This window comes from Sinorhizobium sp. NFACC03 (genome assembly GCF_900103435.1).
Taxonomy (GTDB): domain Bacteria; phylum Pseudomonadota; class Alphaproteobacteria; order Rhizobiales; family Rhizobiaceae; genus Ensifer.
This window is the reverse complement of the sequence record NZ_FMXF01000065.1, coordinates 1-14,509: the sequence shown is the minus strand read 5'-3', so window position 1 is coordinate 14,509 and position 14,509 is coordinate 1. Positions and strand designations below refer to the sequence as shown.

Sequence of the window (14,509 nt, the reverse complement as noted above, 5' to 3'; positions counted from 1 at the left end):
CCTTCGGCGTTCAGTCGATCGATCGGCAGGTGCTGAAGAACAACGTCGTCGGTCTCGCCAAGGCCGCAAAGGTCTTCAACATTCCAACGACCATCACCACCGTCGAAACCGGGTCCTTCTCCGGCCACACCTATCCCGAACTGCTCGCCGTCTTCCCGGAAAACGACATTCTCGAACGCACCTCGATGAATTCCTGGGACGATCAGAACGTCCGCGATGCGCTGGCCCAAAATGCCGCCAACGGCCGCAAGAAAATCGTCGTCTCCGGGCTGTGGACCGAAGTCTGCAACACCACCTTCGCGCTGTCGTGCATGCATGACACCGACTACGAGATCTACATGGTTGCCGACGCCTCCGGCGGCACCTCGGCCGATGCGCACAAATACGCCATGGACCGCATGGTCCAGGCCGGCGTCGTCCCGGTGACCTGGCAGCAGGTCCTGCTCGAATGGCAGCGCGACTGGGCCCACAAGGAAACCTACAATGCCGTCACCGCACTGGTGAAGGACCATTCCGGCGCCTACGGCATGGGCATCGATTACGCCGTCACCATGGTTCACAAGGGTGAGGAACGCGTCAGCCACGGCAAGACGATCGGCCCGAACCCGGCAAAGTGATCCCCAGCGCGACCAGCGAACATTAGCAATCGCTTCGGCATGAATGGCAAGGCCGGCCCCGCAGGGGGCCGGCCTCTCCGTTTATGCGATGTCAACTCAGAGGAAGAAGCAGGAAGCTCGCGCGCGCCATCTGGGGCGCAAGCCCGCCCTGGTTCTGCGGCCAGGGATCGCGCGCCAGCAGGACGTTGACTAGGGCTTTCGGGTGGTGATCCAGCTTGGGTCACCTCGTGTCGCAAGCCCGTCGCGGGCGCTCGATTGCGACTTTGGCATTAAGGAATGCAACTGCTTTCCAAATTCGATTGACAATCCAACTCCTCGCGTGCATTTTAGAAAACAATAGTTTTCCTAATTTGGCGAACGGCGTTTTGGACCGCCCCGCCACACCGGGGAAAGGAACCGGCCATGAACCAGCACACGCCAATCGCCATCATCGAAACCCCCTCGCCGACTGCGGAGACAATGCCGACCATCCGGCTCCCGGAGGAACTGCCTGCGATCCCGCCTGCCGTAGCGCCCGCGGCGAACATGCCAAGGAAGCGTTGGCTGCGCGGCCTGCTCTTCGCCTCCGTGGCCCTCGCGGCCCTGGCGGCCGCCGCCGATTTCGGGTGGGGGTACTGGACGACAGGCCGCTTCCAGGTGTCGACCGACGACGCCTATATGAAAGCTGACAGCACGACGATTGCGCCCAAGGTCTCCGGCCATATCGCCGAGGTGCTCGTGGCTGACAACGAACGGGTAAAGGCAGGACAGATCCTCGCCCACATCGACGACCGCGATTTCAAGGTAAGCCTCGAACGGGCCATGGCCGAAGTCGAGGCAGCGGAAGCGAACATCGCCAACAAGCAATCGGCCCTGGTGGCTCAGCAATCCGCGATCGACGCGGCAAGGGCGACCGTCGAGGCCGACAAGGCCGACCAGACCTTTGCCGAACAGGACGACAAACGTTACTCCGAGCTCGCCAGACAGGGCTTCGGCACCATCCAGAATGCCCAGCAGGCGGCCTCGCGCATCACGGCGGCGCGTGCAGCGGTAACGCGTGACACGGCGGCACTTGCCAATGAAACCAAGCAACTCGACGTGATCAGGGCCGAGGTCGCCCAGGCGAAGGCCGCGCTCGACAGCGCCAAGGCGGCGCAGAACCAGGCCCGCCTGAACCTCTCCTATACCGCGCTTGCCGCCCCCATCGACGGCGTGATCGGCAACCGCACCCTGCGGGTCGGTCAATATGTGCAGGCCGGCACCCAGCTGATGGCGGTCGTCCCGACGGAGGCGGCTTACATCGTCGCCAACTACAAGGAGACCCAGCTTACCGACGTCTATCCCGGCCAGAAGGTGACGGTGGAAGTGGACACCTTCCCCGGGCAGGTCTTCGAGGGTCACGTCGACAGCATCGCGCCGGCGAGCGGCCAGGAATTTGCGTTGCTGCCGCCGGACAATGCGACGGGCAACTTCACCAAGGTGGTGCAGCGCATCCCGGTCAAGATCGTGCTCGACCGCGGAACCCCACGATCGGTGACCTTGCGGCCCGGCATGTCGGTCTACCCGACCATCGACACCAACCCGACGGCGACCGAGGTCGCGTCAAAGTTGGGAAAGATCTACTAGAGCGCCGTGCGTTCAAGTGAACGCATAGACAAGGCAGGAGGGTGTTATGTCCACCATTGCTGATACAGTTGCGCCCGGTTCGCTGCCAGCCGCTGCCGCGCCATCTGAAAAAGCGAGCATGAGGGCATGGATCGCGGTGCTCGCCGGCCTGATCGGTGCCTTCATGGCGATCCTGAACATCCAGATCACCAACGCCTCGCTGCTCGACATCGAGGGCGGGATCGGCACCGGCGTCGACAATGGCGCCTGGATATCGACCTCCTACCTGATCGGCGAGATCGTGGTGATCCCCCTTACCGACTACTTCAGCCGCGTCTTCTCGTTCCGGCGCTATATCCTGGCAAATGCGATCCTGTTCCCGATCTTTTCCGCGGCTTGCGCCTTCGCCCATGACCTCGGCTCGATGATCGTGTTGCGCGGTCTGCAAGGCGTTGCGGGCGGCGTGCTCATCCCCATGGCTTTCACGATGATCCTGACCCGGTTGCCCAAGACGCAGCAGCCGTTCGGATTGGCACTCTTCGCCCTGTCCGTCACCTTCGCGCCGGCGATCGGCCCGACGATCGGCGGCTACCTCACCGAGAACTACGGCTGGCAGTCGATCTTCTTCGTCAACACGCCCCCAAGCATCATCATGGTGGTTGCGCTCTACTTCACGCTCGAGAAGAAGCCGATGCAATTGTCCTTGCTCAAAGAGGGCGACTGGGCCGGCATCGTCACCATGGCGATCGGGCTCTCGGCTCTGCAGACCGTGCTTGAGGAAGGCAACAAGGACGACTGGTTCCAGTCGCCGTTCATCGTCAAGCTCGCCTTGATCGCAGCCGTGTTTCTGACCGCCTTCGTCATCATCGAGCTCAAGGTCGAAAAGCCGCTGGTCAAGCTACGCCTGCTCAAGCAGCGCAACTTCGGCGTCGGCGTTCTCGTCAATGTGTTGGTCGGCGTGGCGCTGTTCGGCACCGTCTACATCCTGCCGCAGTATCTGGGTCAGGTGCAGCGCTACAATGCCGAGCAGATCGGCTTCGTGCTGGCCTGGACCGGCTTGCCGCAGCTCCTCATCATTCCGCTCGTGCCGGCACTGATGAAGCGGTTCGACGCGCGCTACGTCGGTTTCGTCGGCATCAGCATCTTCGCAGCCAGCTGTTTCATGAACACGACACTCTCGCTCGACAGCGCCGGTGACCAGTTCTTCGTGCCCAATATCGTGCGTGCCATCGGCCAGGCACTGGTGCTGACGCCGATCACGGTGATCACGACCGCCGGCATCGCGCCTGGCGACGCGGCCGCCGCCTCCGGCCTGTCGAACATGCTGCGTAATCTCGGCGGCGCCGTTGGAACGGCCACGCTCGCGACCGTGTTGACCAAGCGGGAGCAGTTCCATTCCAACATCATCGGCCAGTCCGTCACGCTTTCCCGCGATGAGGTCCGTGACCGGATCAGCGATCTGACCCAGCACTTCATGGCGCATGGCGTATCCGACGTCGCGGTTGCACAACACAAGGCAATCGCAGTGATCGGCGCGACGGTTCACCGACAGGCGCTTATCCTGGGGTTCAGTGATACCTTCGCGGTGATCGGCACTGTGTTGGCGCTCGCCGCCATCGCCCTGCTTTTCACCCGGAAGATCCAGCTTGGTGGCGCAGGTGCGGGCGGCGCCCATTGAATGTCTGCAGGTCAAAAGACGTGCACTCAGAGGAGGCAGGTTATGAACAGTTCGACGCCCGGTCGTCTCTTTCTGGACGACCTCTTTGTGGGCCAACGCTTTACAAGCGGGACCCACACGATCGACGAAGCACAGATCAAGGCTTTCGCTATGCAGTTCGACCCGCAGCCTTTTCACATCGACGAGGCGAAGGCCAAGGACACGCTCTTTGGGGGTCTGGCTGCAAGCGGATGGCACACCGCCGCCATCACGATGCGTCTCAATGTCGAGACGGGCCTGCCATTTGCCGGTGGTCTCATTGGCGCAGGCGGAGAAATCAACTGGCCGGCTCCGACGCGCCCCGGGGACACGCTGCATGTGGAAAGCGAAGTCGTGGAGATCATACCTTCCCGCTCGAAGCCTGATCGAGGCATCGCCGTCGTTCTCAGCAGCACCATCAACCAGCACGGGGAAGTGGTGCAGAACCTCAAGGCCAAACTCGTCCTCCAGCGGAAAGCGGTGGGTTGACGCCGATTTAGCCCGAATATGCAGCGGCGGCGACGTTCATTCCGTCGAGACGAAATCGTCCTCCCGAGAGTTCAGCAGCGCTGCAAGCTTGCTGAGGCCAATGTCGAGCTGATCCATTGCCGGACTGGCCAGCGCGAGCCGGACCGCGTTGGGCGCGTGGCCCGGCGTGATGGCAAAGGTCGTCGACGGGGTCAATGCAATGTCGCGCCTGGCGGCAGCAGCAACAAACGTCTGCGAACGCCAATGGGGCGGCAGCGTCAGCCAGAGATGGTAGCACTTTGGGTTGGCCTTGACCTCGAAGCCCAGGAGATGAGCGGCGGCCAGCTTCTGCCGCGCCTGCGCATCAAGGCGTTTCATCGTCATGAGCGCGGCAACGGTGCCATCGGCCATCATCCGCTCGGCCGCCGCAAAGGCAAATCCCGTCGCGGTCCATCCACCCGAACGCACAGAGGCGATCACACTTTCCCGTAGCCGCTCGGGCGGCACGATGAAGCCGAGCGCCAGGCCGGGCGCCACCTTCTTGGAGAGGCTGTCGACGACAATGCAGCGATCCGGCGCGAGCGCGGCAAGCGGCGGCTCGTCGTCAAGGAACCCATAGACATTGTCTTCGATAACAGGAAGATCAAGCATCTCGACGACCCGCAGAAGATCGGCCCGGCGCGCCTCACTCATCGTCGCGCCCAGCGGATTCTGGACCGCCGGCTGGATGTAGATGGCCGAGAGATGCGCCTCGCGATGCGCTTTTTCAACGGAGTCGGGCCGCACCCCGCCTTCGTCCATCGAAAGCGGCACCAGCGCAATTCCGAGCCGAGCGGCAATGCCCTTGACGAAGGGATAAGTCAAAGCCTCGACACCGCAGCGACCACCCGCCGGAACGACAGCCGCGAGAGCCGCAGCAATGCTCTGCCGGCCATTGCCGGTGAAAACGAGGTGTTCAGGACTGGGCGACCAGCCACCCCTGGAGAGGTGTGCTGCTCCGATGTTTCTGATCGCCGGCGTTCCGATGCTGATCGCCTGGCGCGATGCAACGTCGAGCAAGGCAGGAGCAGCCAACCCCTCCAGGCTTCTTGCGATAAGCGCTGTCTGGTTGGGCAAAATCGGGTAGTTGAACTCGAAGTCGGTACGGATACCACGCGGCTCTGCGAGCGCCGCCACGCCACGTCTCGCCTCCCCGGAGATGAAGGTGCCCCTGCCCACTTCGCCGACAACCAGACCGCGGCGCAGCAACTCGGCATAGACGCGGCTTGCCGTGGATACGGCAATCTTGCGTTCATAGGCAAAGCTGCGCTGCGGCGGCAGGCGGTCGCCCGGCCTGAGCGACCCAACCGCAATTTCCGCAGCGATCGCGTCGGCAAGCTTCAGGTATTCCGATCTCGACATTATTGCACCGAGTACAATGTTTCAATTGCACCGAGAATTATATCGGATCATTCTATTCTCATCAAATCCAATTCGCCCGGAACCACGACGGTTTCGCAGGCCCGAGCGCTCTTTTAGAAGCGCGCTCGGGCTGGCGGCATCGCACGCCCGAAGCAAGGGCTGGAAACGAGATAATGCCTGTTTTTCTCAACCAACCGATCACTGTCGCGTTCAAGGTGCGCGCGAATGCGGAGACACTCCGATGGAACTGACCGTCCCGACGATCCTGGTCGCCTTTGCCGGGGTATTCCTGATCTGCTTCATGAAGGGGGCGTTTGGCGGCGGCTTCTCCATAGTCGGCATTCCGCTGCTGTCGGTCGTGATGGACCCGGTCACCGCCGGCGGCCTTCTCGCGCCGCTCTTCGTCGCGATGGATCTGTATGGGTTGCGCTACTTCAAGCGCACCACCTGGTCTGGTCCCGACCTCGTGCTGCTGCTTCCGGGGCTCATGATTGGCATCGGGCTCGGCTATCTGCTGTTCCGCTTTCTCGATCACCGCACCGTTGCGATCGTGATGGCGGCGACGACCCTGCTCTTCGTCGGCCTGTGGCTGGCAAGGGGCGCAGAGGTGACGGCGCGCCCACGCTCGACCCCGAAGGCGATTTCTGCCGGTCTCGCCTCAGGCATAACCACGATGGTCGCCCACTCGGGCGGACCGCCGCTGGCGATGTATCTGCTGCCGCTCGGTCTCAGTAAGGAGGTCTACGCGGGAACGACGAGCCTTTTCTTTACCGTTGGCAATGCAACCAAGGCCCTGCCGTGGCTGTTGCTGGCGAAGCCAACCGCCGATCTCGCAGTGCTGATGGCGATTTGCCTGCTCGCCATTCCAAGCGGCGTTACGCTGGGCTGGCGGCTCCAGGGTATTCTCGACCAGCGGCAGGTCTATCGCGCCTGCTATGGATTGCTGGTCCTGGTGGCGCTGAAACTGCTATGGGACGGCGTTTCCGGCTTTCTCGTTTAACCGCCGCATCGCCAACCTGCCCAAAGAAGATGCTTGCGACCGAGCAACATCTCGCGCCATAGGCACATTGCGCAAGCTGCGCCTGCAAAGCTTTTCACTTTGCGTATTGACCTAAGTTTCTCAAAGGGTTGAAGTGCTCTGGCCATTCAAGCGAGGTACCTCACCCTGCAGAGCAACGCCCCTTTCACGGCAGCGGGAGAGATGGGTCGGTTGATCCAGTCTTACCGCTGGGACAACAGCCCGCTCGGCCCCATGGAGGCTTGGCCGCCATGTCTGGCGGCTGCGGTCGACATCATGTTGCCGGCGCAGGCGCAGATCGTGATGTTCTGGGGCGAAGAATTCGTGGCGCTCTACAACGACGCCTATGCGCCGACCATCGGAGAAAAGCACCCTCGCGCACTGGGGCGCCCGGCGCGTGAAAACTGGGGTGAACTCTGGAGCGACCTCGAACCTCTGCTGCGACGCGTGCTGGAACGTGGCGAGACGGTGGTCGCGAAAGACCGTCCCTTCTACATCGAGCGACACGGTTATCCCGAAACTGTTTACTTCGATATTTCCTATTCGCCCGTCCGGGACGAGGAACAGAAGGTTCGGGGCGTGTTCTGCATCGTCAACGAAACGACGGAACGCGTGAAATTCGAGGGCGCGCTGCAAGCCAACGAAGAGCGGCTTCGCGCCATTTTCTCGCAGTCGGCCGCCGGCATCTGCCAGATGGACCTGACGGGCCGCTTCCTCCTGGTCAACAATCGTTTCTGCGAAATCGTCGGCTACACCGAGACCGAGCTGCTGACGATGCGGATGCACGACATCACGTTTCCCGAAGACGTCGCCGAAAGCGCCCGGCTGTTCAAGGCGATGGCGAGCACCGGCCAGAGCTACGAAATCGAGAAACGCTATTTGCGCAAGGATGGCAGTCTTGTCTGGGTAACCAACTCGGTCTCAGCGCTTCACAACGAGCGTGGCAGTTTTCGGCAGGCGGCCGCCGTCATCGTCGACATCACCGAACGCAAGCGGGCCCAAGAGGTCGAACGTCGCCTTGCGGCCATTATCGCATCCTCCAACGACGCCATTCTGGGCATCGATCTCAGGATGAGGATCACGACCTGGAATTCTGGGGCGGAGAGGCTCTACGGCTATTCGGCCGAGGAAATGGTCGGCCGCTCCGTCATGACGCTGGTTCCCGAAGACCGAATTGACGAAGAACCCGCGATCCTCAGGCAGGTCAGCGCGGGTCTCAAGGTCGAGCCATATGAGACCAAACGGCTCCATAAGGACGGTCGAAGCGTCGATGTCCTGCTCAGCGTTTCGCCGATCTACGACGCCTATGGCAGCATCGTCGGCGCTTCGAAACTGGCCCACGACATAACCGTGCGGAAGGAGGCCGAGCGCCTGCAGACCGTCCTGGTCGGTGAACTGAACCACCGGGTCAAGAACGTGCTTGCAACCGTCCTGGCCATTGCCCGGCAGACGCTCGGTCGCAGCGACAGCACGGACGCCGAAGAGGTGCAGGCTTTTGAAGCGCGGCTGGTTTCGATGGCACGGGCGCACGACCTGCTGACCCATGGCAACTGGGAACGGGCGGAGTTGAAGGCGATCATCAACCAGGCGATCTCCCCCTACTCGCAGGAGAAGTTCGTCGTTTCCGGCCCGCAGATCCAGGTTCCGCCGCGGATGGTCGTGTCGCTATCCCTGGCGCTGCATGAGCTCGCCACCAACGCCGCCAAATACGGCGCACTTTCGACCGGGAACGGGCGGGTCTCCATCACGTGGTCGCTCCAGACCGGCACGCCGACCCGTCTGACGCTGCGCTGGCAGGAATCCGGCGGGCCGTTGGTAAAGCAGCCATCGCGCAAAGGATTCGGCTCGCGCCTGATTCAAACGCTGTTGGCTGCCGAACTGAATGGCCAGGTGGAGATCAGCTACCATCCCACGGGCCTGGTGTGCTCGGTCGACGCGGCCCTGCAAAGTGGGTGGGACGAACCCACCGCACCCTAACGGCGCATTGGTAACCCCGAGCATCGCGCCCGGTAGCGGCTTACGCCTTGCCCGAGAGCGCAAGCACACGATCCAATGCTGCGGCAAATCCCTTGAGCGACACTGAGAACGTCACGTTCTTTTCCGTATCGCTCGCAAAGGCACCGATCTTCAGGGCCGTTCCGCTGCGCAGCAATGCGACCGTCCCCTCGGTAAACGTCAACGACACGATGCAGCCGATGGGCAGGCAGGTGCGGAAGGGCGTTGGCTTGCCGCCGGTCGCCTCATCGACGCCGAGGGTTACGCCCTTTTCCAGGTAGAGGCCGAAGGGAAGCGCGAGGCTCCCCGCCAGACCGGCGTTTTCAGCCGGCCGAAGTTCGAGCGTCAGCACGTGCTGGCCACTCTTGTGAAACTGCTGTTGCGACAGGATGCAATGCTTTTTGCCGTCGGCCTCGGCGCAGGCGACGCTCCAGTCCTCATAGGTTTCAGAAAGCTGAGAGGGCGCGGCAACCTTCCCGGCCGCCGCGTCCTCTCCGTAAAGCGGCGTGATGGCGACGAAAGTCGCCATCAACACTGTCGATAGCCAGACGAGCCGGCGCATCAGAAGCGCACATCAAGCTTGGCATCGACCGCATTCTGCGTCGTGCCGGAGCCGAACTGTCCGGTGTATGTGACGCCAAGGCTGGCATTGCCGGTCAGCGCGAAATCGATGCCGGCTTCGATGATCGCCGCGTCTTCGGCAATCGGCGTACCGGCAACCGAGAAGGCGCTGCCCGTGCCGAAGGCCATGGTCGAGAACGGCGTCGTGTCGCCAAAGGCGTGTTGCCAGCCGAGCATGCCGCGCACCTTCGCATCTGTCGCGCCGAGGCTGAGCGGAGCGGAAGCGCGCAGACCGAGCGTCGTAAACGTCGTGTCGGTCGTGTTGCTCTTGCTCGACAGGGCGGCCGCGGCACCGCGCTCGGTGAAGCCGTCGGTGTGCAGGCTGACATAGGCGAGGTTTGCAAAGGGCTCGAGCGCCACATCAGGCAAGTCGATGCGGTAGCCGACTTCGCCGAACGCCTGGAACGTCCCAGCATCATAGTCGGCCTTCAGCTGATCGGTGAAGCCCGGGAAGGCAACACTGCGCGACGTGTTGATCGAATGCCAAGTGTAGGCGAGACCGGACCGGAGCGCGACATCGCCCCAGCGACCGCCGCTATAGACGCCCAGGTGGTAGTTGTCGCTGTCACCGCTGGAGGCTCGGCTGTCGACGTCGAAGTTCGTCCGGCTGTAGCCGGCCATGATGCCGATCAACGCATTGTCCGAGACTGCCGCATCGAAGCCAGTGACGAAACCGCCCGTCGACTGATCGAGGCTGCCGGCGTTACCGTTGCCGTCGGTATTGGTCCAGGAGCCGAACACCTGGCCCCAGCCGACCATCGCCGGCGGCGCGGCGGGAACGGCGTTGACGGCGGCGACGGCACCGGTCGTGATCTTGTCCTCAGGGCCGTAAGCAAGAACCGGAACGCTCGCGGCGCCGACATCGCCGAAAGCGTCGCGAATGCGGTTGTTGGCGGCATTGCGCAGCAGGCTGCTGTCGTTGATCAGCGCGGTCTGCGCCGAAGCATGGACTTCGCCGGACAGTTGGTCGAAGGCACGACGTGCCGCGTCGCCGTCGAGGATGGTCAGCGCATTGTAGAGCCCGAGCGATGGGCCACTCTGGGCAAGTGTGTTGAGCGCAAGTGCCGTCTGCCGCTGGTTGCCGGTCGCAGCCTCGCCTTCGAAGACGCCGGGCTCGGTGGGCTTCGGCTCGCCTGGTTTCGGTTCACCGGGCTTGGGTTCTTCGCCGGGTTTCGGCTCTTCGCCTGGCTTCGTACCGCCGTTCTTGACCTTGATCTTGAGGTCGACCTGCTTCTCCTTCTGGTCAAGCGAGACCTCAAGGAACGCCGATTTTGAGATAGCCTCGGCAAACTTTCCTTCAATAGCACGGTCGGCTGTCAGGATCGTATAGGTCTGCCCTGTCTTGTAGCTCGTGTTGGGGTCGAGGGCGGTCACCTGGACATTCGTGCCGCTGCCGATCTTGGCGATACCGGAGTTTTCGTTGGTGCCAATGCTCTTGACGACGATCCTGTCGGAACGGCCGTCACCGGCAACGTCCGCCTCGTAGATCGAACCGGTCGCCATATCCAGTCGGCCCATGACCGTCAGCGTGCCGGTGGAATTGTTGCCGGGCGAAATGATCGCCTTGGAGTCGATATACGTGTCGCCAACCGTGCCGGAGCCGCCGAGCCTACCGAAAGAGGTCGAGTTCGGATCGCGGATGCGGTTCATCTCGCCGAACACGTTCACCTCATTGGTATAGAAGCGATCACCCTGTACCCGTCCCGTCTCACCATCGACGATGAGCGTGCCACCGGTCACTTCGAACCGGGTCTCGCTGTAGTCCAGGGGGCCGTTATCCGGGTCGTTATCGATCGTGTCGAGGTTACTCTTCAGAACCAGCTTTCCACCGGAAACGTTCACCTTGCCGTTGAATTTCGTAAGGTCACCGTTGACGATGGTTTCCCCGGAGAAATTGCTGATCGTACCCTTGCCGGCGAGCGTGTTGGCAAACTCATAACCCGTGTTCGTGTGGTTGAAATTGACGTAGCCCTTCCGCGGGCCAAAATCGATCTTCGTCGACGGATCGACCGTGCCTGCCGCCTGCGCCTGCCGAGCACGTGGCTCAGCGATATTGTTCAGGTCGACCTTGCCGCCAATCGTCAGGTTGCCCATGCCTTCGTTGCTTATGCCACCGATATCGGAAAGCACGATGCCGCCGCCAGCCGAAAGCTTGGCGCCGTTGGCGACCGAAAGGTTGACCCGTCCGGCTTCGCCGATCGTCAGCTTGTCGGCGACCTTGAACTCGCTGCCGGCACCATCGACATAGACCTGAATGGTGTCGACGCTCTCATCCTCGCGCAGCACGGCGGTGTTGGTCGAGACCACGGCGCCGTTTTCGATCGTGAAGCTGTCGCCGACCGTGAACTCTCCGGTGTTGACCCACCGCGTATTCTCACCGGTCACCAGAACCGTGCCGTTTTCGAAGTAAGCCGTCTTGGAGTTGATGAGGCCGCCGTTCTCGATCCTGACCGCAGCCGTGTTGAGCGTCAGGGCGCCATCGGCGACACCCAGATAGTCGGTGGCAAGCATGGAGCCGGCACCACGCACTACGAGCGTTCCGTCGCCCTCCTGCAGAGCGCCGACATGCGTCTCCTTGGCGGATACCTTGCCGCCGTTCTCGACGATCAGCGTGCCCTTGCCGCCGTAGATGCCCCCCTCAAAACCGCCGACAAAAAGCACGCGGTAACCGTTCGGATTGGCATCGACAATGTCCCAGGTCGACCCGGAACCGGAGACCACGACCGTACCTACGCTGCCTCTCCCGTCGGCGATGTAGCCGTTGAGGCTCTTGACGTCGGCACCGTTATTGATGGTCAGGGTCGCGCCAGCGGGGCCGCCGCGGATCACGAGATTGCCATTGATCGTCTGGTCGCTGGACCAAGTCTCGTCGTTTGGAACAAGCAGTCCGGCCGCTTTTGCCGGCGACGGCACGAGCGGCACCGCCGCCAGCATCATCGAGACGAGACCGACGCGGCCTAGCGCTGTCGAACTCAGAAGGTTGATCCTCGAAACGTCCGCCTTTGCACAGATATTCAATGTCTGCCCCTTTTCCTTTGCATCCATGGGCGCACAACTCCCAGGCGAACGGTGACGCCGGGAAAGCGCGGTCATGGGCCGGCTATAGCAAGCCCGCGAAGGGGGAGAATTCGGCTTTCTGCAAACGGCAAATTGCAGCGCTGAAGGGCTGTGGCTTTCTGCAAACGGCTTGATTTCGCCGACGAGCGTCAATCGACAAGCGTGCCGACTTCGCGGATAAAGCCTTGCATGGCGCGAACAAATGGCACGATTTCGGCGGAAGAAGCAGAGTATCTCGCGGGCGTTCGCCGGGCAACGCTCTCCTTCGGCTTCCTCTACCAGTTCATGCAGTTCGTCATCAGCAGCGCGTTGTGGGCGATCCTCGGATACGACCCGATCAAGATCGCGCCAATCACCCTGATCCTGATGTTGAACGGGACGCTGATGTCCTATGCAATGGCGGCGATCCTCCTTCATTTTAGAGAGAGGTCCATTCTCTTCAAGCTTCTGCTCGGCTCCGCCCTTTCGCTCGTGGCGGCGGCCATCAATGCCGGCGTCGACTTCCTCTGCCACGGCCTGATCGAACATGGCGACCCGGGCGACATCAACTGGACCAATGTTGGCTACACCATCATCTACTGTATGGCGCTCTTCCACGGATGGGCGTTTCTCTACATCGCGCTTCTCGCCAATTTCGAGTTGCGCGAGCGCGAGCGCCGCCTCGCCGTGACGCGGGAGGAGGCACTGGCGGCGCAGATGCGAGCGCTGCGCTACCAGGTCAATCCGCATTTCCTGTTCAACACCTTGAATTCGATTGCCGGTCTGATCGAAGAGGGGGCTTCGACGGTGGCCGGCCGCATGGTGCTTTCGCTTTCTTCTTTCCTGCGCACCACGCTCGAACTCGACCCGATGCAGGACGTCTGTCTGGCCGACGAACTGGCGCTGCAGCTCGGCTATCTGAACATAGAGGGCGAGCGCTTCTCCGACCGTATGCGGATCAAACTCGACATCGCACTCGGGCTTGAGCAGGCGCTCGTGCCGAGCCTCATACTTCAGCCGCTGATCGAGAACGCCGTGAAACATGGCGTCGGCTGTTCGGTCGGCGCGGTCGAGATCCTCATCACGGCCGCGCGACGTGGCGAAACCCTCGAGCTTTCGGTCGAAAACGACCTGACGGCCGGGCCGCGGTTGAGCGCCAAAAAGCCAACCGGCACCGGTACGGGGCTCAAGAACGTCGCCGACCGAATCAACGCACGGTTCCCGGAGACGGGCGCCTTCATATCCGGGCTCGTGGCGCCGCAACGTTTTCGCGCATCAATCACCATGCCCCTGCGGATAGCTGGACCCTCTTATGTTCGTTTGCAAGGTCTTTAGTCATGACTGTTTCCTTTCCGGTCTTGGCGACGAAAGCACATGCGTGGAGCTGTTGAACAAAGGAGGGGACAGGGCATTTTGACGACGGCTGGCATACTCTTATGCGCGGATTGGGTACCGCATTTCCGTGTGTTCGTCTGGGGCTGCCTCTGTCTAATTTCGGGCTTGGAATTATCCGCCACATAGGGTCCGCGAGGGTTCCCCACCGGAGCCCTGTCTCCATCTTTATCCAACAGCAGATGACTACAATTTTTCGGTTAAGCGTTGCTCTTCAAGCTATCGGCTCAGGGCTTTGCTGTAGGAGCGACCTCCTGCCCGATCGCCCACAGGAACGCTGCCATTTCTCGGGCAATGGCGGTGACCGCGACCACTTTCTGCTTGCCGGCCGCCATCAGCTTGCGATAGCGAGCGCAAAGCCTCACCTGGCCTTTCCAGGCTATCTCACGAACGGCCCTTGGAAGGCTCTCGAGCCGCGCCTGGATCGTCGGGCTCACACGCGTGGGGAAGCGATATGTCCAGGCGCCTTCTATGAGGACCCGACGCGCCCTTGCGTTGCCCGCCTTGGTGATCCCGCCGCGTTTGACCCGTTCGCCCGTTGAGCTCTCCGACGGCACGAGACCGAGATACGCCATCAACTGACGGGGATTATCAAAGCGCCTGACGTCGCCGATTTCGACGACAAAGGTGACCGCTGTCATGAATGCAACGCCGCGCATCGCTTGGTAGGCGGCCACAACC

11 protein-coding genes are annotated in these 14,509 nt (G+C 62.0%); 7 read left to right on the top strand and 4 right to left on the bottom strand.

The features are described 5' to 3' along the window. From BLU35_RS34350 to BLU35_RS34335, 4 genes are all read left to right on the top strand, one after another. A partial coding sequence (locus tag BLU35_RS34350; RefSeq protein WP_093236462.1) for a hydrolase occupies positions 1 to 617 on the top strand: 617 nt, incomplete at its 5' end. A 402-nt stretch (positions 618 to 1,019) separates the two neighbouring features. Beyond that, entirely contained in the window at positions 1,020 to 2,222 is a 1,203-nt protein-coding gene (locus tag BLU35_RS34345; RefSeq protein ID WP_093236461.1) for an HlyD family secretion protein, read from the top strand. Between the two features lie 46 nt (positions 2,223 to 2,268). Further along, on the top strand, positions 2,269 to 3,879 hold the full coding sequence (locus BLU35_RS34340; RefSeq protein ID WP_093236460.1) for a DHA2 family efflux MFS transporter permease subunit: 1,611 nt from the start codon (positions 2,269 to 2,271) through the stop codon (positions 3,877 to 3,879). A 42-nt stretch (positions 3,880 to 3,921) separates the two neighbouring features. Beyond that, the gene (locus BLU35_RS34335; protein WP_093236459.1) at positions 3,922 to 4,386 is read left to right on the top strand and encodes a MaoC family dehydratase; all 465 of its coding nucleotides are present in this window, start codon (positions 3,922 to 3,924) and stop codon (positions 4,384 to 4,386) included. 36 nt (positions 4,387 to 4,422) lie between these two features. Here the strand turns inward: BLU35_RS34335 and BLU35_RS34330 are convergent, their stop codons facing one another. Next, entirely contained in the window at positions 4,423 to 5,766 is a 1,344-nt protein-coding gene (locus tag BLU35_RS34330) for an aminotransferase-like domain-containing protein (RefSeq protein ID WP_093236458.1), read from the bottom strand. Between the two features lie 241 nt (positions 5,767 to 6,007). Here BLU35_RS34330 and BLU35_RS34325 point away from each other — a divergent pair, with 241 nt between their 5' ends. Both BLU35_RS34325 and BLU35_RS34320 read left to right on the top strand, forming a co-directional pair. Next, positions 6,008 to 6,766, top strand: coding sequence for a sulfite exporter TauE/SafE family protein (locus BLU35_RS34325; protein ID WP_093236457.1), 759 nt, complete (start codon positions 6,008 to 6,010; stop codon positions 6,764 to 6,766). 201 nt (positions 6,767 to 6,967) lie between these two features. After that, on the top strand, positions 6,968 to 8,761 hold the full coding sequence (locus tag BLU35_RS34320; protein WP_093236456.1) for a PAS domain S-box protein: 1,794 nt from the start codon (positions 6,968 to 6,970) through the stop codon (positions 8,759 to 8,761). A 40-nt stretch (positions 8,762 to 8,801) separates the two neighbouring features. On the opposite strand, the gene BLU35_RS34315 is transcribed toward BLU35_RS34320, so the two are convergent. Continuing rightward, entirely contained in the window at positions 8,802 to 9,308 is a 507-nt protein-coding gene (locus BLU35_RS34315) for an invasion associated locus B family protein (RefSeq protein ID WP_162752525.1), read from the bottom strand. Positions 9,309 to 9,340: 32 nt separating this feature from the next. Further along, complete coding sequence (locus tag BLU35_RS34310; protein ID WP_176907591.1) at positions 9,341 to 12,445, bottom strand: autotransporter family protein; 3,105 nt, start codon at positions 12,443 to 12,445, stop codon at positions 9,341 to 9,343. 201 nt (positions 12,446 to 12,646) lie between these two features. On the opposite strand from BLU35_RS34310, the gene BLU35_RS34305 reads away from it, so the two are divergent. Next, positions 12,647 to 13,771, top strand: coding sequence for a sensor histidine kinase (locus tag BLU35_RS34305; RefSeq protein ID WP_210185185.1), 1,125 nt, complete (start codon positions 12,647 to 12,649; stop codon positions 13,769 to 13,771). Between the two features lie 284 nt (positions 13,772 to 14,055). On the opposite strand, the gene BLU35_RS34300 is transcribed toward BLU35_RS34305, so the two are convergent. Continuing rightward, positions 14,056 to 14,509 (bottom strand): transposase (locus BLU35_RS34300; RefSeq protein WP_143033017.1); only part of this gene is annotated, 454 nt, incomplete at its 5' end.